Source organism: Roseibium aestuarii (assembly GCF_008477545.1).
In the GTDB taxonomy this organism is placed as follows: Bacteria; Pseudomonadota; Alphaproteobacteria; order Rhizobiales; family Stappiaceae; genus Roseibium; species Roseibium aestuarii.
The window spans coordinates 541,963-564,803 of sequence record NZ_VORA01000002.1 but is presented as its reverse complement, the minus strand read 5'-3'; the positions used below and the strand labels follow the sequence as shown (position 1 = coordinate 564,803).

Genomic DNA, 22,841 nt, shown 5'->3' with positions numbered 1-22,841 from the left:
ATAGGAACGGATTGGGGCAATGGTGAGGGCTGCGCGTGGTGGTTTGCGGAAAATCCCGTGACGTGGGACCGCCCGCTGTTCCGGCGTAGGTCATGGGCGTATCAGCCGCGATCATCACGGCTTGGGTGCGGCACGATCGGCGATGTTCAGAACCGCATGGTCCCGGACATGAAGGTGACGTGGCCCTGGAAGGAATTCTCCACGCCGAACTCCCGGAAATGACGGCCGCTGAAGCTGACCCCCTTGCCGCCGATGCGGGTTGAATAGCCGAAGGCCGGACCGACTGCATAGGTTCGGCGCTTGAAGTCGCCGAGCGTTGCGCCGCTGCCGCTGTCGCCAGTGACCTGGGTGATGCCATAGCCTGCTACACCTGCGGTCCATCCCGGGGCGAACTGATATCCGAGAGCTGCTTCCAGGTGGAAGGTGTCGCCATTCCGGTAATTGGTGGAGGGGTTTTCCAGCTCGATCGTGTATCCGATCGCCGAGGAGAGCTCGATGCCGCTCTCCTTCCAGACTTTCGTGAAAGCCCATGAGGCGTCAAAGCCCACATGGTTCTTGCCGGCGTTGGGCTGGAAGCCGGTGGCGTAGGTCCCGGTCGGCAGCCATGTGGTCAACGAGACGGTGTGGGCAAAGCTCCCGTGCGACCAGCCGTTCTGGATCTTGAGACTGATATCGCCCACCCCCCAGCCGGAGGTGGAGAGGTTGCCCGTTACCGCTCCCGAGGCTGATGCCTCGAGAGCGGTGTGATTGGCGAAGGGGAGCGTGGCCGAAATGCTCGCGTTGCCGCCGAAGAGCCCGTAAGGGGAGACGTAAAGCGCGTTGCCGAGGGCAGCGAATACGGTCTTGCGCACATTCAGGTCCACGACGCCGTCGGCCACGACCCTGTCGACGTCGCCGTCATAGGCAATGGCACCGACCGTGGCATAGAAGCCAGGGGGCGGGGTGGCGCCGGCACCGAAGGCGGACGAGCCGCCGATATAGAGGCCGGAGCCGGACTCGGCTGCCTGTGATGCCGGAGCACCCGGCAGGAGGGCAGCAAGGGCCGCCACCGGCAGGAGCCGGAACACTCGTGACATCATTCTTGCTCCTCCCGGGTGAGCCCGCTGGATCTGCCCCATCGACGTGCGACTAGGCCTTGTGAACCGGAGTGCCGCCAAGCCAGGTTTCAAGCACGGCGATCTCCTTGATCGTGTCGGGGTCGACTTTCCGGGGATCCTTTTCGAGGAGGACGAAGTCGGCGAACTTGCCCGCTTCAAGGCTGCCGATCTCATGCTCGGAGCCCATCTGCCAGGCGGCGTTGATGGTCATGGCACGAATGGCCGTCTCGACGGAGATCCGCTCGTCGGGCGCCAGAACGTAATCCGGTTCCTTCCAGGTCTTGCGGGTCACGGCCATCTCGATCATGTGCAGCGGATTGGGCTCGGTGACGAAATAGTCCGAGTGAAGGGTGAAGCCGACGCCTGCCTTCTCGCAGCTTCTGGCTCGGTCCAGCAGCTTTGCCTTCTCTTCGCCGAAGACCCGATCCCGCATGGCAACGCCCCAGTAATGAACGTGTCCGATGAGGAAGCTGGCCTGAACGCCAAGCTCCTTCATTCGGGCGATCTGGTCGTCATGGAGAATGGAGCAATGCTCGATCCGGGTCCGGACCTTCGCGAGATCGACGCCCGCATCGCGGATCTTCTCGCAGGCGTCGAGAACGTTGTCGATGCCTGCGTCGCCATTGCCGTGAATGGAGAGGAGCCAGCCCTTCTGGCCCCAGCGCGTGCCGCGCTTCGCGAGCTCCTCGACGCTCATATAGGAGAGGCCACGGTCAGTGGAATTCAGATAAGGTTCGCGCTGAAGGCCTGTGAACCCCTGGTTGGACCCGTCCGCAATCAGCTTGTAACCACAGACGCGGAAAAGGCCATCGCCCATGCCGGGCGTGTCGATCAGGTTGACCTTGTCCCAGGCATCATCATAGTTCGTGAGCGGATAGGCCCGCAGACGCGCGGCCATCTTGCCGGTGGCGTAGGCTGCCTTGACAACTTCCATGTCGCCCGGTCCGCTGGTAACCCCGCCGAAGCTCAGGTCGGTGAGCGTCGTCAGGCCGACCCTGGAGAAGCGCTGGGTCAGGCTGACGAGGGCTTCGCTCGGCTTGGCTGCCTGAGCTGCCGGATTGGCAAACAGGACGGGAAGCCAGGCGGTGTTGTTCTTCATGACCCCGTTCAGCTTGCCGGAAGCGTCGCGCACATATTCGGCGCCGGGAGGGGCGACGACATTCTCGTCGATGCCAGCGGCGGCGAAGGCCATGCGGTTGGCATATCCCAGATGACCGGAGGCATTCAGCACGAAGACCGGATGCTCCGTCGAGACCCGGTCGAGATCATCCAGGGTCAGCTCTTCCGGGCCGACCTGAAGGGATGGGTCGTAATTGATGCCGACGATCCAGTCGCCCTTGGGGGTGTCTGCGGCGAGGCGGCGGAGATGCTCGATCACTTCCTCGGTGCTGCCGAAACTGGCGACACCGACATACTCGCCAAAGGATGCGAGCAAGCCACCCGAAATCGGATGGGTGTGGGCCTCCACGAAACCGGGAAGCATGACCTTGCCCTGCAGGTCGACAGTCTTTGCCCCGCTGCCTGCCGCCTTGGTCACTTCCGCGAGAGAGCCCACGGCGAGGATCTTGTCCCCCTGGATGGCAATGGCTTCGGCCTCGGAGAAGTCGGCATCGACGGTCAGGATGGTGCCGCCTGTGAAGATCGTCACCTCTGCGCCTTGCGCATGCGCGCGGGAGGACCATCCGCTTGCCAGCCCGAGAGTGCCGAAACCGCGGCGCCACCGGTCACGAAACCTCTTCGATCCATAACGGCTTCGCAGAGAAAGGGGCTTCGGGCCCGATCCGGAGCGGCGTTCCGCTCCTCAATCTCGGCAACCGCAGGAATCATTTGCAGGAAACCCTTCAAGACGTCTCCGCAGCAGGGGCAGTTATACTTTGTTCCAGACTTGTAGTTAGCCTGCTATATTTCAAGGGGATAAAATTTATTGAGCATAAGCGCCGCTCGGATAGAATTTCAATCTGAGAGTGAGAATTTACGTATTTTCCCTTATTGTCGATTTTCCGAGGCCCAGGCTTTCGGCAGGGGGTGGCCGGCGCTCACCTTCGCGTTATTTGCAGTTGAGGACCTGTTGCGGTCATCTGGTGTCCGTCGACATGATCCACGAGGAATGTGACCATGAACGTGATCTTCAAGCCCTCCTGGGCGATCCCCGAGCGGGAAGCGACCCCGGAATCGGTCTTTCTGAACCGGCGCAAGTTCCTGAAGGGCAGTGGCGCGGTTCTGGTCGGCAGTGCCGGTCTTGCGGGCTTGCGGCCCGGAGCGGCCCGCGCCGAGGAGGATCCTTCTGCCGGCCTTTATCCGGTGCCGCGCAACGAGACCTACCGGCTTGATCGGGAGATCACGCCGGAAGAGGTCAGCTCGCGCTACAACAATTTCTACGAATTCGGCACCCACAAGGAGATCCACCGGGCCGCGCAGGCACTGCGCATCCGGCCCTGGACGGTGGAGATCGACGGGCTGGTCGACAAGCCGATGACGCTGGACATCGACGATCTGCTCAAGCGCATGCCGCTGGAAGAGCGTCTCTACCGGCACCGCTGCGTCGAGGCCTGGTCCATGGCCGTGCCCTGGTCCGGCTTCCCGCTGGCCGAGCTGGTGAAGCTGGCGTCCCCGACCTCTGCGGCGAAATACGTGCGCTTCGAGACCTTCCTCGATCCGAACATGGCGGAAGGGCAGAACCAGCCCTGGTATCCCTGGCCCTATGTGGAGGGGCTGACGCTGGCCGAGGCAACCAACGAGCTCGCCTTCATGGTGACGGGGGTCTATGGCAAGCCCTTGCAGAAGCAGTTCGGCGCCCCGCTGCGCCTGGCGGTGCCGTGGAAATACGGGTTCAAGTCGATCAAGTCGATTGTCCGCATTTCCTTCACCGACAAGCAGCCGGTCGGTCTCTGGGAGGCCATTCAGGCTTCGGAATACGGGTTCTGGGCCAATGTGAACCCGGGTGTCTCCCATCCGCGCTGGAGCCAGGCGGACGAGCAGATCCTGGGCACGCGGGAGCGTCGCGAGACGCTGATCTTCAATGGTTACGTCGATCAGGTGGCGTCGCTCTATCCGGACTGGAAGACGGACATGAGCCTCTATCGCTGATCCGCAAGATCCGTCGCTGACATGCCAAAAAAGAAAGGCCGGCGCTCCGGGGCAGGAGAGCCGGCCTTCTTGTGTGCAGGCTGGGGGGCTTGCCTGCACATCAGGGGGGCGCGAACGCGTCTTGGCTTGCGTTCCTTCCTGATCTGGGGAGGGGCGCGGCCGGTTTAAAGACGGGTCAAGATTAAAAATCGGACAGGTTTGCCGGGAAGGCATCCGGCGGCGGGCGTGGACCGGCGGGGCAGGGCCGCATGCGTTCGCCATGCAAGGCAAAAAAAAGCCGGGCCTGAGGGCCCGGCAGTTTGATTTGATTCACTGCGAGAGCAGTGGAATCACCTTCCAGAGGGGAACAGCTGGTAAGGCAGCACTGGGAGGAAGTGTGCTGCCCGAGAACCAACAGTGATGCCTATATGCAGTGCACAAGCTGAACAAACAAGAGGCACCTCTGCAATACAGCTATGCAAAAAGTTAATAGCTGGTGTGCAGGCAGCGAGTTTCGGCGTCATTCCGTCGATTTTCGTGCCAGACATCGTTGAAAATCAGGAGGTTGATCGGGGGTGAGGGGCGTTCATCACACGATTGTGCGGCGCAATGCGGGCCTGCGGCTGCGGTGCATAACTCACGCAAGGGGCTGGCCCGGCAAGGCTGACGTTCCTGACTTGCGTGCTGGCGCAGCCTGTCCGGTCAGAACGACCAGTTTTCGGCAGCCGCCACCAGGAAATCACGGAAGGCGGTGATGCGGGCGGTGTTCTTCAGCTCCGAGGGATAGACGAAATAGGTGTCGAAGGAGGGCACCTTGTCTTCCAGTTCGGAGAGGACCTGTACCAGCTGGCTGTCCTTCTCGATGATGTAGTCGGGAAGGATGGCGATGCCGACGCCTTCCTGGACCGCGCGCTTGATGGCGACCAGGTTGTTCAGCTTGAGCACGGAGCGGCGCGGGTCGAGGGCCGGGCGTCCGGCCTTCTCCAGCCAGTTCATCTCGCGCAGGTAGGCGGGGGCCTGCTCGCCGAAGGTGACGATCCGGTGGTTCTTGTCGAGCTCGGAAATCTCCTTCGGCGTGCCGAAGGTCTTCAGGTACAGCGGCGAGGCAAAGACGTGGAAATGCACCGTGAAGAGCTTGCGCTGGATCAGGTCGGGCTGGGTGGGCTGACGCAGGCGGATCGCCACGTCAGCTTCGCGCATGCCGAGGTCGAGCTCGTCGTCGTCGAAGATGAGCTGGAGTTCGACATCCGGATAGAGATCCACGAAATCCTTGATGCGGGAGGTCAGCCAGGTGGAGCCGAGGCCCACGGTGGTGGTGACCCGCAGGATCCCGGAGGGCTTTTCCTTGCTGTCGGTCAGGCGGCCCTGCACGGCCTCGAGCTTCATCAGCACGTCGCGGGCTGTACGGTAGAGCAACTCGCCCTGTTCGGTCAGGAGCAGGCCGCGGGCATGGCGATGGAAGAGGGGAACATTCAGGTCTGCCTCAAGGGAGCTGACCTGACGGGACACGGCGGACTGGCTCATGTTGAGCGCGTCGCCTGCGTGCGTGAAGCTGCCCGCCTGGGCGGCAGCATGAAAGATACGCAGTTTGTCCCAGTCCATGGTTCGTGTTCCCGGTTGAGGGGCGAGACCGCCCGGGGGCGGGCTCGCAGGCAGGATCGCTCGGTCGAGCAGTCTTGCAGGTGAAGGTGAATGTTTTATTCGGCGGCCGCAACCGCGTGGAGGTCCTGTTCGGCGAGGAACTTCTCGGCCTCCAGCGCGGCCATGCAGCCCATGCCGGCGGCCGTCACCGCCTGGCGGTAGACGTCGTCGGTCACGTCTCCGGCGGCAAAGACGCCCGGGATCGAGGTCTTGGTGCTGTCGGGCGCGGTGACCAGATAGTCGCCGGCCTTGAGTTCCAGCTGGCCGCGGAACAGGTCCACGGACGGGGCGTGGCCGATGGCGATGAAGACGCCGTCGGTCTTGAGTTCGCTGAGTTCACCCGTGCGGGTGTTCTTCAGGCGCACGCCAGTGACGCCCTTGGGGACGCCGCCGCCGAGGATCTCGTCAATGGCGCTGTTCCAGATCACCTCGACCTTGGGATGGGCGAAGAGCCGCTCCTGCAGGATGCGCTCGGCGCGCAGGCTGTCGCGGCGATGGACGAGGGTCACCTTGGAGGCGAGATTGGCGAGGTAGAGGGCTTCTTCCACGGCGGTGTTGCCGCCGCCGACCACAACCACTTCGCGGTTGCGATAGAAGAAGCCATCGCAGGTGGCACAGGCCGACACGCCGGCGCCCATGAAGTCCTCTTCGGAGGGCAGGCCCAGCCAGCGCGCCTGGGCGCCGGTCGCGATGATCACCGCGTCGGCGGTATAGGTGGTGCCGCTGTCGGTTTCGAAGGTGAAGGGGCGCTTGGAGAGGTCGGCGGTGGTGATGGTGTCATAGACCATCTTGGTGCCCACATGCTCGGCCTGCTTCTGCATCTGCTCCATGAGCCAGGGGCCCTGGATCGGATCGGCGAAGCCCGGATAGTTTTCCACGTCGGTGGTGATGGTCAGCTGGCCGCCGGGCTGGATGCCGGACACCAGGGTGGGCTGCACCATCGCACGGGCTGCATAGATTGCCGCGGTGTAGCCGGCCGGGCCGGAGCCGATGATGAGAAGCCTGGTGTGTTCGGTCGTCATGAGTTCAGCCTTTTCTCGTCTCTTCAGGGCCGCAGGCCGCCTCCGTCGCGCCCGTTCCGGCCGCGTGCGGCGTCGGGTGTCGTGACAGAGCCTTGCGGATCGCGGCAGCAATCAGCGGTGTGGAGTCCAGTGGTTCGTAGGTAGTGGTTTTCAAAGGGCCCGGAAAGGGGTGAATGACGCCCATCTCCCGCAACGTCCCCAGAAAGCGGTCAATCTTCGCGTGACCACCGGTGGGATGGAAGACGTGGATGGGGCGGCCGGTCGCCGCAGCCTCGCCGATCATGTTCGTGCTGTCGGCGGTGGCGACGATCGCATCGGCATTCGCCAGATAGGCCGGCAGGGGATTGTCCCCGGATCCGTCCCACATGAGATGGGATCCGGTGGCGGCGAGCCGGGCGAGCCCTTCGGCCAGGGGCGCCGGGGTCCGGCGCGAGGCGGTGATCATCAGGCCGGCGCCAGAGCCTTGCGCGAGCGCGCGCAGGCCGTCGAGAAGGCGTGTCTGGTCTTGCGCGGAGAAGCGGTGATGGCGGCTGTCCCCGCCGACGAGCACGGCGATCCGCGGGTGGGGCAAAGATTCGATCTCCGCAAGCGGTGTGGCGCGCTGCGCCTTCAGGAGACTTGCGGAAAAGCGATGCGGAGACGTCGGGGTGACGAGCACGTTGTCCCCGCGCAAGGGATCGTGGGTCTGGACCCAGATCAGGTCGGCGGCGCGGGGTCCGATGCGCGGATCTTTGAGGCAGACGGTGAGCGTGCGGCCGGCGCTCGCCCGCTTGATCGCGGCCAGATAGGCAACGGCACGGCGCCCGGACGCGATGGCCACGTCCGGATAGGGCGACTGGAAGGGGCTCGTGGCAGCGCCCGGGGCTTCGCGCGGGTCAAGCGGTCCGCGTGGCAGCAGCCAGGACCAGGGGCGGCGTGGCGCGACGCGAAGCACGCGGGTCTCGGCCCCGAGCGCGTTGGCGACGCCAATGCACTGGCCTTCATCCCCGGCCTTGCCGTCGGTCACGACCCAGCAGGTCAGCGGCGCGGCGTCCAGCGGAGTCGGTGTCTGTGCGGCGGGCAAGGCGGTCTCTCGGATCATGAGCGGGAAGAGGGCAGGCGGGGGACGCGGATTTCAGGACCGTCCCGCAGTCCCCGGGGCGGGCGACACGGCACGGCGAATGACGTCCGGATCGGCTTGCCTGGGGATTTGCAGGTCGCGGCGAGGCATATAATCTTTCCACATGATGCGCAATTTTGTTAGACTCTTGCACAACGGCGCAAAAAATCATAACGCATCCTGAACATCTGGTCTTTGCCTCCCCAGCCAGAACAGGCGGAAACGCGCGACAGGGCCCCTCCCGGTGCCCTGCGGTGAGCGACGTGGCCTGACGCTTCGTGGGGATGACTGAGGAGAAGTACCCCTTGAAAGCGCGGCTCGATACCATCGACTGGCACATTCTGAAAGAACTGCAGGACGATGGGCGCATGACAAACGTCGAACTCGCGCGCCGGGTGGGCATTTCCGCGCCCCCCTGTCTGCGGCGGGTCCGGGCCCTGGAAGAGGCCGGACTGATCCTCGGCTACCGGACCCTTCTGGACGAGAAGGAGCTGGGCTACGACGTGACCGCCTTTGCGATGGTCGGTCTGCATTCCCAGACGGAGGCCGATCTGATCGCCTTCGAGGAGAAGGTGAAGAACTGGCCCATCGTGCGGGAGAGCTTCATGCTGTCCGGCGAGGTCGACTTCCTGCTGAAATGCGTGTCACCGGATCTCCAGACGTTCCAGAACTTCATCATCCGCGAGCTGACGGCGACCACGAATGTGGACAGCGTGCGCACCGCGCTGACGATCCGCCGCACCAAGGACGAGCCGGTCGTCCCGATCGCCTGATCGGGACCTGATCCTGATCTCCAGTTCTGACCAAAACAAAAAAGCCGGTCTCGCGAGAGGCCGGCTTCTTGCATTTCGGAGGGGCATGCAAGCTCAGACGAACTTCACGTCCTCGATCTCGTAGGAGCGGGCGCCGCCCGGAGCAGAGACTTCCACGCTGTCGCCGATGGTCTTGCCGATGAGGGCGCGCGCAATCGGGGAGGAGATGGAGATCTTGTTCTGCTTCACGTCGGATTCCACGTCGCCGACGAGCGTGTAGACCTTCTCTTCTTCCGTGTCCTCGTCGATGAGTTTCACGGTGGCGCCAAACTTCACGACGGTGCCGGAGAGCTTGCTGACGTCGATGATCTCGGCGCGCGAGAGCTTGTCTTCCAGCTCGGCAATCCGGCCTTCGTTGTGGCTCTGGGCTTCCTTGGCCGCGTGATATTCCGCGTTTTCCGACAGGTCGCCGTGAGCGCGCGCTTCGGAAATCGCTTCAACGATGCGCGGACGCTCGACCGAAGTGCGTTCCTTCAGCTCATTCTGAAGCATCGCATAACCGGCGGAGGTCATCGGAATTTTTTCCATTGGTCTCAGACCTTCAGTTCCTTGGGTCCTGCTTCTTCAAGGACCACGCGACAAAAAAGAACCCGACCGGGAAAGCAGAACTTTCCCGGCCGGTGGATGGCGATAATAACCTTAGCCGAAGTAAGATTGCAAAGGCTTCACTTCAAGGGACCCGGACTTGTAGCCTACGATCCCCTTGGCGGCGGCTACCGATCCTGCGAGCGTCGTATAATACGGAACCTTTTGCAAGAGGGCGGCGCGGCGCATCGAACGGCTGTCCGACATGGCCTGTGCGCCTTCCGTGGTGTTGAACACCAGCGCAACCTCGCCATTCTTGATCACGTCGACGATGTGCGGACGCCCTTCCAGAACCTTGTTGATACGGGTGCAGTTGATGCCCTTTTCCGCAAGATAGGTCTGGGTGCCGCCGGTGGCGATGATCTTGAAGCCGGCCTGTTCCAGGGAACGGACCGCTTCGACCACGCCAGCCTTGTCCTGATCGCGCATGGACACGAAGACCGTGCCGCTTTCCGGAACCACGGTGCCCGAGGCGATCTGCGACTTGGCAAAGGCAATCGGGAAGGCGGCGTCGAGGCCCATGACCTCGCCGGTGGAGCGCATTTCCGGGCCGAGAATGGTGTCCACGCCGGGGAAGCGGGCAAACGGGAAGACCGCTTCCTTAACCGCGATGTGGTTCAGCTTCTTCTCGGTCAGGCCGAAGGAGGCCAGGCTCTCGCCGGCCATGACGCGGCTGGCGATCTTGGCGATCGGCTCGCCGATGGTCTTGGCGACGAAGGGCACCGTGCGCGAGGCGCGCGGGTTGACTTCAAGCACGTAGATCTCGCCGTCCTTGATGGCGAACTGCACGTTCATCAGGCCGCCGACCTCGAGGGCGCGGGCGAGCACTTCCGTCTGGCGCTTCAGCTCCGCGATCATCTCGACGGAGAGCGAGAAGGGCGGCAGGGAGCAGGCGCTGTCACCGGAGTGAATGCCGGCTTCCTCGATGTGCTCCATGATGCCGCAGACGAAGACATCCTTGCCGTCGCACAGCGCATCCACGTCCACTTCGGTCGCGTTTTCCAGATAGCGGTCGAAGAGGAGCGGGTTGGTGCCGAGCAGGGTGTTGATCTGGCCGGTCTTGTCGTTCGGGTACTTGGCGCGGATGTCGCCGGGTACCAGCTCCGGCAGGGTGCCGAGCAGGTAGGAGTTGAGGGCTTCCTCGTCCCGGATGATCTGCATGGCCCGGCCGCCCAGCACGTAGGACGGGCGCACGACGAGCGGCAGGCCCAGCTGGCCGGCGATCAGGCGGCCCTGCTCGACGGAGTAGGCGATGCCGTTTTCCGGCTGCTTGAGGCCCTTGCGGACCAGCAGCTTCTGGAACCGGTCACGGTCTTCGGCCAGGTCGATCATGTCCGGGGAGGTGCCGAGGATCGGCACGTCCGCCTTGACGAGGGCCTGGGCGAGCTTCAGCGGGGTCTGGCCGCCGAACTGCACGATCACGCCGTGCAGGGTGCCGTTCTGCTGTTCCTTGCGGATGATCTCCAGCACGTCCTCGGCGGTGAGCGGCTCGAAATAGAGACGGTCGGAGGTGTCGTAGTCGGTGGAGACCGTTTCCGGGTTGCAGTTGATCATGATGGTCTCATACCCGGCGTCTTCCAGGGCAAAGGCCGCATGACAGCAGCAATAGTCGAACTCGATCCCCTGGCCGATGCGGTTCGGACCGCCGCCGAGGATGACGACCTTCTTGGCGTCGGACGGATTGGATTCGCAATCCGGTTGGCCCAGGAAGGGAGCTTCGTAGGTCGAGTACATGTAGGCGGTCGGCGAGGCGAACTCGGCCGCGCAGGTGTCGATGCGCTTGTAGACCGGGTGCACGTCGAAGGAGGCGCGCAGCTTGGCGACGTCGTCCGCGTCCTTGCCGGTCAGGGCAGCAAGACGGCTGTCAGAGAAGCCGAGGGCCTTCAGCTGGCGCAGGGCCGTTGCGTTGGTCGGCAGGCCGTGGGTGCGGACCTTTTCTTCCATTGCGACGATCTCGGCAATCGCGTGAAGGAACCACGGATTGATGCCGGAGGCCTGTTCGATGTCCTCGACGCTGGTGCCGAGACGCATGGCCTGGGCCACGTTCAGCAGGCGGGTCGGGGTCGGGGTGGCGACGGCCGCGCGGATCGCGTTGGCGTCGTCGCCCTGACCAAGGCCGGGGATCTCGACCTCGTCGAAGCCGGACAGGCCGGTTTCCAGACCGCGCAGGGCCTTCTGCAGGCTTTCGGAGAAGGTGCGGCCGATGGCCATGACTTCACCGACCGACTTCATGGCGGTGGTGAGAACCGGCTCGGAGCCCGGGAACTTCTCGAAGGCGAAGCGCGGGATCTTGGTGACCACATAGTCGATCGACGGCTCGAAGGACGCCGGCGTTGCGCCGCCGGTGATGTCGTTTTCCAGCTCGTCCAGTGTGTAGCCGATGGCCAGCTTGGCTGCGATCTTGGCGATCGGGAAGCCGGTGGCCTTGGACGCGAGAGCCGACGAGCGGGACACGCGCGGGTTCATCTCGATGACCACGAGGCGGCCGGACTTGGGGTCGACGGCGAACTGGACGTTCGAGCCACCGGTTTCCACGCCGATCTCGCGCAGGACGGCGATCGAGGCGTCCCGCATGATCTGGTATTCCTTGTCGGTCAGCGTCAGGGCCGGCGCGACAGTGATGGAATCCCCGGTGTGAACGCCCATCGGATCGACGTTCTCGATGGAGCAGATGATGATGCAGTTGTCCGCCTTGTCGCGGACCACTTCCATCTCATACTCCTTCCAGCCGAGCAGGCTCTCGTCGATGAGAACCTGGCCCACGGGAGAGGCATCGATGCCGGAGCGGATGATGGTTTCGTATTCTTCCCGGTTGTAGGCCACGCCGCCGCCGGTGCCGCCCAGGGTGAAGGCGGGGCGGATGATGGCGGGCAGACCGATGTCGTCCAGCGCCTTCATGGCTTCCATGTAGCCGACATTGCGGTCGTAACCGGTGATCTTGCCCTGTTCGTTGCGGATGGCGGGCGAGGAGGCGATGGCGGCACGCGGATTTTCCAGGCCGATCTTGTCCATGGCCTTGCGGAACTTCTCGCGGTCTTCCGCCTTGTCGATGACGTCGGCGCGGGCGCCGATCATCTCGACGCCGAATTCCTCGAGCACACCCATCTCTTCCAGGGCGAGGGCGCAGTTCAGCGCCGTCTGGCCACCCATGGTCGGGAGCAGGGCGTCGGGACGTTCCTTCTCGATGATCTTGGCAACGATTTCCGGCGTGATCGGCTCGATGTAGGTGGCGTCGGCCAGGTCCGGATCGGTCATGATCGTCGCCGGGTTCGAGTTCACCAGAATGATGCGGTAGCCTTCCTCGCGCAGCGCCTTGCACGCCTGGGTGCCGGAATAGTCGAACTCACAGGCCTGGCCGATCACGATGGGACCGGCGCCGATGATGAGAATGGAGGAGATGTCTGTGCGTTTGGGCATAGAGGCTCGCAGTCGCCGTCACCTCGCAGGGCCCCCTGCTGGTTCGGCGCGTTTCTTTAAGTGAATGACACTGTTGGCTGAGCGCGTCTTATAGGCAAACTCTGGCCGGGAAGGAACCCCGAAGAGGCGCTTATTTTTCCTTTTGCAGGGCGCGGTCGGCGAAAATTCCGGATTCGGGGCAAGGCTTTCACCCGAACTCCTCAGCTCCCAGGGTTCGAGGCGCCGCTTTCCACCGTTTCGAGCTGCAGTGTGGACTGACCGTCGAAGTCGCGCACACCCTGGTCGAGGGCAAAGCAGGCAAGGCGAATCGACCGCGGGATCTCCAGGGCCTTTCCATCCCGTCGCCCCCTTTCATAATACTGGATCATCCGTCGCTTCAGCCCCAGAAGCTCGGCCGCATCCTTCTGCTTGAGGCCCAGCCGCTTGCGCCACTGGCGGAACTGGTCCGAGGTCATTGTGAAGTCGGGTGCGGAGGTCATCTGTGGCGTGTCCGTCTGGGAGGGCGCATGCCCCTTTTGCCGGAGTTTGACGGCAGGAGGCCGCCGGGATCAAGGGGAGGCGGAGAGGCTGGTGAAATTGCTCCAGCGCACTATTTCGAAACATTGTCAAAAATGACTATATTATTCGGGTTCACGCCGGTCGCCATCCCGCTGCGTTGATAACCATGTCCTGCGTTTTGGTTATCGGGACGTAAAATCTAACTTTGCTTTTCAGGTTAAGGGGGGTAAGTGTAGATGAAGTTGCGTGGATCTGTGGTCCCAAGCTACTGGTTTTAATGGCGTATTGACGGTCATGTTGCCGAGGTATCAAGAGCTTTCTCGTATCGAGGGAAGTCGGGGTTGTAACCCGAACTATGCGAGTGCGCGCATTCACGGCGGCGTTCTTGTCTCGCTTGATACCTATGCGAGGGACCTCGGGCATGATCTCCTGCAGGTGATCAACGAGCTGGGATTGAGCTTCGGCGCTCCGTCCCAGTGGGGCGGCCAATATGTCTCCCAGGTGGACTTCGGGCACCTGCTCGATGAGCTTTCCGTACGCGTCGATGATCCCTGTCTCGGCCTCAACTGGTGCACCCGACGGCCTGTCAGCCGCGAACGGCTAATCGGGCTTGCCGCGCGCTACGCACCCACGCCGCTTGAAGCCCTTCAGATGATCGCCCGCTTCCTGTCGATTGCCATCGACACCCGCCGCTGCGAAGTCGAGCAGGAGGGCGACGAGGTCTCTCTGGTCTGGTCCTTCTCGCCGCTGCTCGTGCGTCCCGAACATCTGAGCGATGGACTGGCCGCAGAATTCTCGTCCTGCTTCCGTGAGGAATTCGGCCGTTCGGGCTGTGCGCCGGTGCGGGTCGAGCTGGCGCGGCGTCAGCCGAAGGTGCGGGGCTATTATGGCAGCATCCTCGGCGCTCCGGTGCAGTTCGAGGCGCGGAGCAACCGGCTGGTGTTTTCCACGCCCGCGATGCTGCGCCGGAACGGTGCCGCCGACCCCATGCTCTATGATGCGCTGGTCGAGCTTTGCGCGCGCCGCTTTGCCGATCTGCAGGAACACAAGGATTTCGTCTCTCAGGTCAGCGATGTCATCCTGGCGCGGATTGATGACGTGGATCTCAATCTCGAGGTCGCGGCCCGGGAACTCGGCATGTCTCCGCGCGTGCTGCAGCGAAAGCTGGCGGAAAAGAGCGCGACCTTCCAGGACCTCTATGACCGAATGCGCCGGGAACTGGCGAGCGAGTTGCTGCGCAACACGACCGTGCCGATCTCCGAAATCGCCTATCGGCTGGGGTTCTCGGCGGTCGGCAATTTCACGCGCGCGGCAAAGCGCTGGTACGGGGTGCCGCCGAAGCGCTGGCGCCACACTCAGGCGGGAGCCGCAGGGTAAGCTGAAGCGCGGGGCAGCCGGCTCCATCGGGCGAGGGCTCGATTCGCCTCTCCCGTTCCGGGGGAGCTGGCGGGCGTGATCACAGAGGCGATGATCCTGCTGCCGCTGTGGCAGGTGGAGGCGGTCGCTGACAGGTTTTCCGGGTGTGCCAATGGATCTTCAGGGCGTTAGGGAGGCTCCCTTCTGTCAGCTCTCTCGCAGGTGCTTTCCTCGTGATTGGATACATTGTTGAATCTGTCTAAATCGTCAGTATAATGCGATTTTTAATCTTAACGGCGCAAAGTCGTCGAGCGGGACTTTCTGTTCCGAGCTGCGCGCGGTCCAATATCTTTCTTTATAAAATTATTGATAATTCATATTTCTGGCATTGCGAGTGTGTCTGCGATTTTCCGTCATTGCTATTTCGTCATGTATCTATGCCAAATGGTTATGATCGAAAGCGGAAAATATTGGTTTATTTGGTCGAAAATCATGATTTCGAACCAAATGAACAAAATTTGGCGTCAATTGAGAACCAAAGGCTTCCCAAGTGATGGCATATTGAACCCTACGTGAAGGCCGTGGCTGTCGTTGCGTTTCTCACCTCCCGGTGAGACGCGAGGACAAGCGAGTTCCCGGTGGGACCTGGATGCGAGGGGGTGGGCCTCAAGTCCAGGAGGGATGAGCGGCACGGTCTGAGCGTGATCAAACCAAAAAAACTCGGGCAAACAAATGAACTCTATCGCAACCAACATGGTGGTCGTGCCTGATATCGCCGGTCCGGTGATTGATACCCCGGCTGAGGGTCAGGTTCTTTCCATCTCCGAAATGTCGGAGCTTTTCGACGTGACGCTGCGCGCTCTTCGCTTCTATGAAGAGAAGGGCCTGCTGACGCCGATCCGTCGTGGTGCGCGCCGTTTCTATGGTCCTGCTGAAGTTTCGCGCATGCGGATCATCCTGCAGGCCAAGAAGATCGGTCTGACCCTCGTGGAAATCCGTCGCGTGATCGCGCTTGTCGAGGGCGAAAAGCCGCGCGCCGAGCAGTTCCAGGAACTGAAGCAGATCTGCGAAGGTCAGCAGAAGCTCCTGCACGAGCAGAAGGCGCTGCTGGACGAGCAGGTGACTGAAGTGGACTCCCTGCTGATCAACCTGGACAAGCTTCTGGCTGCCTGATGATCAATCCTTCTGACGGCGGAGCGTCCCTATCGCTCCGTCGGCGGAGGGGGCTCCGACCGGTCTGTCCCGGACGCTGTTCGGCGATCGTGTCGCAAAAGAAATGGCCCGGCCACCTCCTAAGGTGCCGGGCCTTTTTTCGTCTCGTGGCTGCGGCCTTGCGGTCGTCGCAAGGCGAGGCGCCGAAACGCCTCGCTTTCATGCCCGCAATGCCTGTCAGGCCTGGGCCTTGTGTTCGCGCATCAGTTCGGTGAAGCGCTCGAACAGATAGTGGCTGTCGCGCGGACCGGGCGAGGCTTCCGGGTGATACTGCACGGAGAAGGCCGGCTTGTCCTTGACGCGCAGACCGCAGTTAGTGCCGTCGAAGAGCGAGCGATGGGTTTCTTCCACATTCTCGGGGAGCGTGTCCGTGTCCACCGCGAAGCCGTGGTTCATGGAGGTGATTTCCACCTTGCCCGTGGTGAAGTCGTGCACCGGGTGGTTGGCGCCATGGTGGCCCTGATGCATCTTTACGGTCTTCGCGCCAAGGGCCAGCGCCAGCATCTGGTGGCCGAGGCAGATGCCGAAGGTCGGAATGCCAGCGTCGACCACCTTGCGGATGGTCTTGGCAGCATATTCACCGGTGGCTGCCGGATCGCCCGGGCCGTTGGACAGGAACACCCCGTCCGGCCTCTGGGCGAGGATGTCGTCGGCGCTTGCGCTGGCGGGCATCACGGTGACCTTGCAGCCCGCATCGGACAAAAGGCGCAGGATGTTGCGCTTCACGCCGAAGTCGAGGGCGACCACATTGAACTCGGCCTTGTCGGCAGCACCATAGCCGGCGTTCCAGACCCAGGGGGTCTCGGTCCAGCCGTGGGTTTCCTTCGTGGTCACGTCCTTGGCGAGATCGAGCCCTTCCAGACCCGCCCAGGCAGCAGCCTTGGCCTTGAGCGCTTCGATGTCGAAGACGCCGTCCGGGTTGTGGGCGATCACGGCGTGGGGCATGCCCTTTTCGCGGATCAGCTTGGTCAGGGCGCGGGTATCGACACCGGAAATGCCGATGAGGCCGCGGGCCTTGAGCCAGACGTCCAGATGGGTCGCGGAACGGTAGTTGGCCGGATCGGTGATGCTGGCGCGCAGGACGCAGCCGAGCACGCCGGTTTCGGCGGCCATGTCCACGGTTTCCACGTCCTCGTCATTGGCGCCGACGTTGCCGATATGCGGGAAGGTGAAGGTGATGATCTGACCCGAATAGGACGGATCGGTCAGGATTTCCTGATAGCCGGTGATCGCGGTGTTGAAGCAGACTTCTCCGACCGCTTCGCCAATGGCGCCGAGGCCTTCCCCTTCAATCACGCTGCCATCGGCGAGCACAAGCAGGGCGGTCGCTGGTTTCACGGACCATGCGTCAGCAGTCGTCATCTCTTGTTTCCGGTATTTGTTGGTGACATCATGCGCTGCAGGGAGGCGAGAGCGCGCGGGTGTGAGCCCGTCCAAGAATGCCGTCTGCATTAAGCGCCGGACTTTAGGGGATGCTGGGCGGGACGTCAACATTTGGGCGCTGAAAAATAGCCTTGTAAATCCAATCACTTGAAGGTCGGCGGGTTGTCGTGCGCGTGTTTGCGCACTAAAATTGCGGCGTCGGGCCGGGCGGGGAAAGAGTGATGCGCGATACATTGAATACGGCGCTCAAGCAGGCGCAAACCCAGGCGGACAAGTGTCGCCTGTCGACCTTGCGGCTGATCCAGGCTGCCATTCGCGACCGGGACGTGGTTGCCCGCTCCCAGGGCGGGGACGGCGTTGAAGACGAGGATATCCTCGAAATGCTTCAGACCATGGTCCGCCAGCGTGACGTTTCCGCGCGCGAATTCGAGGAAATGGGTCAGCTGGATCTCGCCGAACAGGAACGGCGTGAAAGTGCCATCATCCGCGAATTCCTCCCGCACCAGATCGAGGGGGACGTGATGCAGGCGCTGTGCGCCCAGGCGGTCGAGGAACTGGATGCCCATGGCTTGCGCGATATCGGCCGCTGCATGGCCGCGCTCAAGCAGCGCTATCCGGGTCAGATGGATTTCGTGAAGGCCTCCTGCATGGTGAAGGACCTGCTGCGCGAGGGAAATCGTGCCGCGGACAGCGGCGAGGGGGCACAGCCTGCCGCCGGCCAGTAAGGCCGCAATCCTCAGATCCTGTCGCAAACGCTCTTGCCTTCGTGACGCCCTTGGGCCAGAGGGTGCGGCCGGACAGCGCGCGTGTCGGCGATGTGCCCTTGTGCCTCCTGCCGATTGCACCAGATGACTGGTGTGTCAAACTCCTTGACGGGCGAGCGCCCGAAGGGGTTCATGGGCGCTATTCCGGATCCTGACACCCGAACATGACGCGGCGCCCGCCGCCGAGACCCAAGCATGCGTTTTGACAATCGCCTTCTCGACGACATTCGCAACCGGCTGAACCTGTCGGATCTGGTTGCCCGCAAGGTGACGTGGGACCGGCGCAAGACGCAACCGGGCAAGGGGGACTTCTGGGCCTGCTGTCCGTTCCACCAGGAAAAGAGCCCGAGTTTCCACGTCGATGACCGGCGCAACCGCTATCACTGTTTCGGCTGCGGGGCGTCGGGGGATCACTTCCGCTTTGTCATGGAAACGGAAGGCCTGAGCTTTCCCGAGACCGTCGAGCGCCTGGCCGAGCAGGCGGGCGTGGCCCTGCCTGCGCCCGATCCGCAGGCGGCGCGCCGGGAGCAGAAGCGGGCAAGTCTGGTCGATGTCTGCGAGATGGCGGTGCGGTTCTTCCAGTCCGAGCTGGCCGGTCCGCGCGGAGCAGAGGCGCGGGCCTATGTGGCCCGGCGCGGCTTCTCGCCCCAGACCCTCTCCGAATTCCGCTTCGGCTTTGCGCCCGACAGCCGGGATGCCCTGAAGCGTCACCTGCTGGAGCGGGACGTGCCGGAGGCGATGATCGTCGAAGCCGGTCTGGCGATCCGTCCCGAAGACGGCCGTCCCTGCTACGACCGGTTCCGCGGGCGTCTGATGATCCCGATCCAGGACGACCGGGGGCGGGTGGTGGCCTTTGGCGGGCGCACGCTGCTGCCCGATGGCCAGCCCAAGTATCTCAATTCGCCGGAAACGCCGCTCTTCCACAAGGGCATCATGCTGTTCAACGCCCATCGCGCCCGCGGACCGGCCTACAAGAGTGGCCGGGCCGTGGTGGTCGAAGGCTATCTGGACGCCATTGCGCTCTATCAGGCGGGCCTGCACGAAGTGGTCGCCAGTCTCGGCACGGCTTTCACGGAAGACCAGATCCTGCGTCTGTGGAAGTTCGCGCCCGAACCGGTCGTCTGTTTCGACGGGGACGCGGCCGGGGTGTCCGCGGCGCACCGGGCGATTGACCGGATCCTGCCGGTGTTGACGAGCGGGCATTCGTTCCAGTTCTGCTTCCTTCCCGACGGGATGGATCCGGACGATCTGGTCAAGCAGAGCGGTCTTGCGGGCTTCGAGGCGGAGCTGGGACGCGCCCAGTCGCTCTTCGATGCTGTGTGGGAGCGGGAGATTTCCGTGGCCCGGCTGGACACGCCGGAGCGGAAGGCCGCGCTGGAAAAGCGCTTCGCCGAGCTGACCGAGGGAATCCGGGATCCGCTGGTCAAGCGGGGCTATCAGCTGGACATCAAGTTCAAGCTGTCGAACCTGTTCTTCCAGGCGGCGCGGGCGCAGCGCGGCTCGGACGGACGTGGAGGCTTTCCCGGTGGCGGCAAGCCGGGGTTCCAGACCGGCGCGGTGCCGGCCCGGGGCGGGCGCGTCAGCGCGCCGGACGGGCCGCATCACGGCATGGAGCGGATGGTCTGCGGCTTGTGTCTGAAATACCCGCATCTGATCGACCATCATCTGGAGCGGGTGGCGTCGATCCGCTTCTCCGATGCGCTGCATGGGCGGTTCCGCGACGTGCTGTGCCGCATGGCCGATCCGTCCCAGGCGCTCAGCGCCGAGGAGGCAACGCGGGAGTTCGACGAGGAGTTGCTGCATCTTCTGGCGGAAGTGAATGATGCGGTGGGCGAGGACAACGGACGCGGGCGTCCGGGAAGTTTCTCGGCACTTGTCCAGCGCTTCCCGCTGCTGAAGGACGAGCCGCCGGAGGATTTCGTCGAGGCGGTCTTCTTGCATTTCCTCGATGTGCTGGAGCTGAAGCGGCTGGAACAGGTGCTCGACGAGGAGATGAAGGCGGCAGAAACGGCGCTGGACGAGGGGAGCTGGATGCGAATCCAGGGGCTGTCTCAGGATCTGAGCCGCCGACGCGAGGAATGTGCCCGCGAGGACGGGGAGCTGGCCGAGCGGGCGAAGAAGCTGCGCCAGCGCGCCACGGGATCGGCCCCTCTGGTGGCTGCGACCTCCTCGCGTCCGCAGGGGCCTGCCGTACCTCAGCTGGCGCATCCGGGCGGACCGGGCTGGGATGAGGGGGGCTACGAGCCCGATTATGCCGCAGACGATGGGGTGCCGTTCTGAGCAGTGCCTCGAACGGGAGCGAAAATGGGGCTGTTTGGCCGGCAAATTTACCAATATGGCAAAGTTTTTGCCGCTTTCTGATTGACCCGACCCGAATCGCCCTTGCGAATCCGGAAAGGCGAGCTACATAGGAACTTGCAGCACACATGCCGCGGAACGGCCCCTTGAGGCCCCGGCGAGAAGTCTTGACGAGGCTGCAGACCCATCTGAAATCATCCGTGCGGGGCCTTGCCTCGGAGCGGTCGGCTACCTGTGCGAAATTTTGGATCCTCTGATCGGGATTCAGAAATTTTTTTCACGGTTAATCGGGACTTAAGGGACACGATCTACAACCCGAGGCAATGACCCGAATTTCGGGTAGGGGTTCGCGAAGCCTGCGCAACACCGGATGCATGCGCGCTGGCGGACCCACCGGGTTGAGGATCATCTGGGTTTTCACGCGGCGGAGCGGGCCGCGAGTTGGAGCAGAATATGGTATCTAAGGCGACGCAGGCAGACGAGAACCAGGACAATTCGGCGGACAATCCCGATGGTCCGCTTCTGGATCTGTCGGATGCAGCCGTCAAGCGGATGATCAAGACGGCCAAGAAGCGTGGGTACGTCACCTATGACGAACTCAACGAGGTCTTGCCGTCTGAACAGGTGTCTTCGGAAAAGATCGAAGACATCATGGCGATGCTGTCCGACATGGGCATCAACGTGATCGATTCCGACGAGGTTGACGAGGCTCCGGCCGAGGAGATCGACGGTGGCGAACTGGCCCCGGCGAGCAGCACGTCCCTGGCCAAGAGTGGCACCGCCAAGGAGCCGACGGATCGGACCGACGACCCCGTGCGCATGTATCTGCGCGAAATGGGATCGGTCGAGCTGCTGTCGCGCGAAGGCGAAATTGCCATCGCCAAGCGTATCGAGGCTGGCCGCGAGGCGATGATCGCCGGTCTGTGCGAAAGCCCGCTGACCTTCCAGGCCATCATCATCTGGCGCGACGAGCTGAATGAAGCCCAGGTTCTCCTGCGCGACATCATCGACCTCGAGGCGACATATGCCGGCCCGGACGCCAAGAACGGCCCGACGGGCGACAATGACGACGACGAGGATGCCGAGGAGGGCGGGTTCCCCCAGGCCAAGTCCGAGAACGGCGACGAGCAGACCGAAGGCGAGGAAAGCGACGAGGACGAGGACGACGAGTTCGAGTCCAACGTGTCCCTGTCGGCCATGGAAGCCGAGCTGAAGCCGCAGGTTCTCGAGACCTTCGACAACATCGCCGAAAACTACAAGAAGCTGCGCAAGTTGCAGGATCAGCTGGTCGAGAACAAGCTCGCCAACAAGACGCTGACGCCCTCGCAGGAGCGCCGCTACAAGAAGCTGAAGGACGACATCGTCCTTGATGTGAAGAGCCTGTCGCTCAACCAGAACCGCATCGACGCGCTGGTTGCCCAGCTCTATGACATCAACAAGCGCCTGATGGGCTATGAAGGCCGTCTGCTGCGTCTTGCCGACAGCTACAAGGTCGACCGCACCGACTTCCTGAAGCAGTATCAGGGCTCGGAGCTGGATCCGAACTGGCTGCGGAAAGTGGCGAACCTTTCCACCCGCGGGTGGAAGAACTTCGTCGCCACCGAGAAGGACAACATTCGCGAGCTGCGTCAGGAAATCCAGACGCTGGCGACCGAGACCGGTCTGGAAATTATCGAGTTCCGCCGCATCGTCGCCATGGTGCAGAAGGGCGAGCGCGAAGCCCGCATCGCTAAGAAGGAGATGGTCGAGGCCAACCTGCGTCTCGTGATCTCCATCGCCAAGAAATACACGAACCGTGGCCTGCAGTTCCTGGATCTGATCCAGGAAGGCAACATCGGTCTGATGAAGGCCGTGGACAAGTTCGAGTACCGCCGCGGCTACAAGTTCTCGACCTATGCCACCTGGTGGATCCGTCAGGCGATCACCCGGTCGATCGCCGACCAGGCTCGCACGATCCGTATTCCGGTGCACATGATCGAGACGATCAACAAGATCGTGCGCACCTCGCGCCAGATGCTGCACGAGATCGGCCGCGAGCCGACCCCGGAAGAGCTGGCCGAAAAGCTGCAGATGCCGCTGGAAAAGGTCCGCAAGGTCCTGAAGATCGCCAAGGAGCCGATCTCGCTCGAAACCCCGATCGGGGACGAGGAAGACAGCCACCTGGGCGACTTCATCGAGGACAAGAACGCGGTTCTGCCCATCGATGCGGCGATCCAGTCGAACCTGCGCGAGACCACGACCCGCGTTCTCGCCTCGCTCACGCCGCGCGAGGAGCGCGTCCTGCGCATGCGTTTCGGCATCGGCATGAACACCGACCACACCCTGGAAGAGGTGGGTCAGCAGTTCTCCGTGACCCGCGAACGTATCCGTCAGATCGAGGCCAAGGCGCTCCGCAAGCTCAAGCACCCGAGCCGCTCGCGCAAGCTGCGGTCGTTCCTCGACAGCTGAGCTGACTGACGTGTCTAGAGTTGAAGAACCCGGCGGAAACGCCGGGTTTTTTGCTGTCTTTTTGATTTCTGGGTTTTTTTTGGTTGTCATCCCGGACGACCGTGGGAGATCCGGGATCGGAGAGCTCATGGGTTTTTAGACAG

The 22,841-nt window shown here is 62.9% G+C and carries 16 protein-coding genes; 7 read left to right on the top strand and 9 right to left on the bottom strand.

Going from position 1 to position 22,841, the window contains the following annotated elements; translation table 11 throughout:
- Positions 1–146: 146 nt before the first annotated feature.
- Positions 147–1,079, bottom strand: coding sequence for a SphA family protein (locus FR728_RS11095; RefSeq protein WP_188318880.1), 933 nt, complete (start codon positions 1,077–1,079; stop codon positions 147–149).
- Positions 1,080–1,128: 49 nt separating this feature from the next.
- Complete coding sequence (locus FR728_RS11090) at positions 1,129–2,745, bottom strand: amidohydrolase (protein WP_208998773.1); 1,617 nt, start codon at positions 2,743–2,745, stop codon at positions 1,129–1,131.
- Positions 2,746–3,212: 467 nt separating this feature from the next.
- Here FR728_RS11090 and msrP point away from each other — a divergent pair, with 467 nt between their 5' ends.
- Positions 3,213–4,184, top strand: a complete 972-nt coding sequence (gene msrP, locus FR728_RS11085) for a protein-methionine-sulfoxide reductase catalytic subunit MsrP (RefSeq protein WP_149892724.1) — start codon at positions 3,213–3,215, stop codon at positions 4,182–4,184.
- Between the two features lie 681 nt (positions 4,185–4,865).
- Here msrP and FR728_RS11080 read toward each other — a convergent pair.
- The 3 genes from FR728_RS11080 to FR728_RS11070 form a co-directional block, all read right to left on the bottom strand.
- Complete coding sequence (locus FR728_RS11080) at positions 4,866–5,765, bottom strand: LysR family transcriptional regulator (RefSeq protein WP_149892723.1); 900 nt, start codon at positions 5,763–5,765, stop codon at positions 4,866–4,868.
- 95 nt (positions 5,766–5,860) lie between these two features.
- Positions 5,861–6,826 carry a thioredoxin-disulfide reductase gene (trxB, locus tag FR728_RS11075; protein WP_149892722.1) on the bottom strand — a complete coding sequence of 322 codons (966 nt, stop codon included), beginning with the start codon at positions 6,824–6,826 and terminating at the stop codon, positions 5,861–5,863.
- A 4-nt stretch (positions 6,827–6,830) separates the two neighbouring features.
- Entirely contained in the window at positions 6,831–7,889 is a 1,059-nt protein-coding gene (locus FR728_RS11070; RefSeq protein WP_244304552.1) for a mitochondrial fission ELM1 family protein, read from the bottom strand.
- Between the two features lie 341 nt (positions 7,890–8,230).
- Between FR728_RS11070 and FR728_RS11065 the strand changes: the two genes are divergently transcribed.
- Entirely contained in the window at positions 8,231–8,698 is a 468-nt protein-coding gene (locus FR728_RS11065) for an Lrp/AsnC family transcriptional regulator (protein ID WP_149892720.1), read from the top strand.
- A 93-nt stretch (positions 8,699–8,791) separates the two neighbouring features.
- Here FR728_RS11065 and greA read toward each other — a convergent pair whose 3' ends face one another.
- The 3 genes from greA to FR728_RS11050 form a co-directional block, all read right to left on the bottom strand.
- The gene (gene greA / locus FR728_RS11060; protein WP_149892719.1) at positions 8,792–9,265 is read right to left on the bottom strand and encodes a transcription elongation factor GreA; all 474 of its coding nucleotides are present in this window, start codon (positions 9,263–9,265) and stop codon (positions 8,792–8,794) included.
- Between the two features lie 111 nt (positions 9,266–9,376).
- Positions 9,377–12,739, bottom strand: a complete 3,363-nt coding sequence (gene carB, locus FR728_RS11055; RefSeq protein ID WP_149892718.1) for a carbamoyl-phosphate synthase large subunit — start codon at positions 12,737–12,739, stop codon at positions 9,377–9,379.
- A 200-nt stretch (positions 12,740–12,939) separates the two neighbouring features.
- Positions 12,940–13,218: a helix-turn-helix domain-containing protein gene (locus FR728_RS11050; protein ID WP_244304550.1), complete on the bottom strand. Its 279-nt coding sequence runs from the start codon at positions 13,216–13,218 to the stop codon at positions 12,940–12,942.
- A gap of 313 nt (positions 13,219–13,531) precedes the next feature.
- Here FR728_RS11050 and FR728_RS11045 point away from each other — a divergent pair, with 313 nt between their 5' ends.
- Both FR728_RS11045 and FR728_RS11040 read left to right on the top strand, forming a co-directional pair.
- Positions 13,532–14,614 (top strand): helix-turn-helix transcriptional regulator, encoded by a 1,083-nt coding sequence (locus FR728_RS11045; RefSeq protein WP_149892717.1) that lies wholly within the window; start codon positions 13,532–13,534, stop codon positions 14,612–14,614.
- A 711-nt stretch (positions 14,615–15,325) separates the two neighbouring features.
- Positions 15,326–15,766 (top strand): MerR family transcriptional regulator, encoded by a 441-nt coding sequence (locus FR728_RS11040; protein WP_208998771.1) that lies wholly within the window; start codon positions 15,326–15,328, stop codon positions 15,764–15,766.
- 216 nt (positions 15,767–15,982) lie between these two features.
- Here the strand turns inward: FR728_RS11040 and carA are convergent, their stop codons facing one another.
- Entirely contained in the window at positions 15,983–17,167 is a 1,185-nt protein-coding gene (carA, locus tag FR728_RS11035; RefSeq protein WP_149892716.1) for a glutamine-hydrolyzing carbamoyl-phosphate synthase small subunit, read from the bottom strand.
- 242 nt (positions 17,168–17,409) lie between these two features.
- On the opposite strand from carA, the gene FR728_RS11030 reads away from it, so the two are divergent.
- From FR728_RS11030 to rpoD, 3 genes are all read left to right on the top strand, one after another.
- Entirely contained in the window at positions 17,410–17,913 is a 504-nt protein-coding gene (locus tag FR728_RS11030) for a GatB/YqeY domain-containing protein (RefSeq protein ID WP_149892715.1), read from the top strand.
- Between the two features lie 234 nt (positions 17,914–18,147).
- Positions 18,148–20,232, top strand: coding sequence for a DNA primase (dnaG, locus tag FR728_RS11025; protein WP_149892714.1), 2,085 nt, complete (start codon positions 18,148–18,150; stop codon positions 20,230–20,232).
- Positions 20,233–20,703: 471 nt separating this feature from the next.
- Positions 20,704–22,698: an RNA polymerase sigma factor RpoD gene (gene rpoD / locus FR728_RS11020; RefSeq protein WP_149892713.1), complete on the top strand. Its 1,995-nt coding sequence runs from the start codon at positions 20,704–20,706 to the stop codon at positions 22,696–22,698.
- Positions 22,699–22,841 lie beyond the last annotated feature (143 nt).

Excerpts from the sequence above, each read along its gene's own strand:
- dnaG (WP_149892714.1), top strand. The coding sequence starts at position 18,148 with ATGCGTTTTGACAATCGCCTTCTCGACGACATTCGCAACCGGCTGAAC.
- FR728_RS11095 (WP_188318880.1), bottom strand. The coding sequence starts at position 1,079 with ATGATGTCACGAGTGTTCCGGCTCCTGCCGGTGGCGGCCCTTGCTGCC.
- rpoD (WP_149892713.1), top strand. The coding sequence starts at position 20,704 with ATGGTATCTAAGGCGACGCAGGCAGACGAGAACCAGGACAATTCGGCG.
- FR728_RS11080 (WP_149892723.1), bottom strand. The coding sequence starts at position 5,765 with ATGGACTGGGACAAACTGCGTATCTTTCATGCTGCCGCCCAGGCGGGC.
- FR728_RS11030 (WP_149892715.1), top strand. The coding sequence starts at position 17,410 with ATGCGCGATACATTGAATACGGCGCTCAAGCAGGCGCAAACCCAGGCG.
- FR728_RS11045 (WP_149892717.1), top strand. The coding sequence starts at position 13,532 with ATGTTGCCGAGGTATCAAGAGCTTTCTCGTATCGAGGGAAGTCGGGGT.
- trxB (WP_149892722.1), bottom strand. The coding sequence starts at position 6,826 with ATGACGACCGAACACACCAGGCTTCTCATCATCGGCTCCGGCCCGGCC.
- FR728_RS11050 (WP_244304550.1), bottom strand. The coding sequence starts at position 13,218 with ATGACCTCCGCACCCGACTTCACAATGACCTCGGACCAGTTCCGCCAG.
- greA (WP_149892719.1), bottom strand. The coding sequence starts at position 9,265 with ATGGAAAAAATTCCGATGACCTCCGCCGGTTATGCGATGCTTCAGAAT.
- carB (WP_149892718.1), bottom strand. The coding sequence starts at position 12,739 with ATGCCCAAACGCACAGACATCTCCTCCATTCTCATCATCGGCGCCGGT.
- msrP (WP_149892724.1), top strand. The coding sequence starts at position 3,213 with ATGAACGTGATCTTCAAGCCCTCCTGGGCGATCCCCGAGCGGGAAGCG.
- FR728_RS11040 (WP_208998771.1), top strand. The coding sequence starts at position 15,326 with ATGAACTCTATCGCAACCAACATGGTGGTCGTGCCTGATATCGCCGGT.
- carA (WP_149892716.1), bottom strand. The coding sequence starts at position 17,167 with ATGACGACTGCTGACGCATGGTCCGTGAAACCAGCGACCGCCCTGCTT.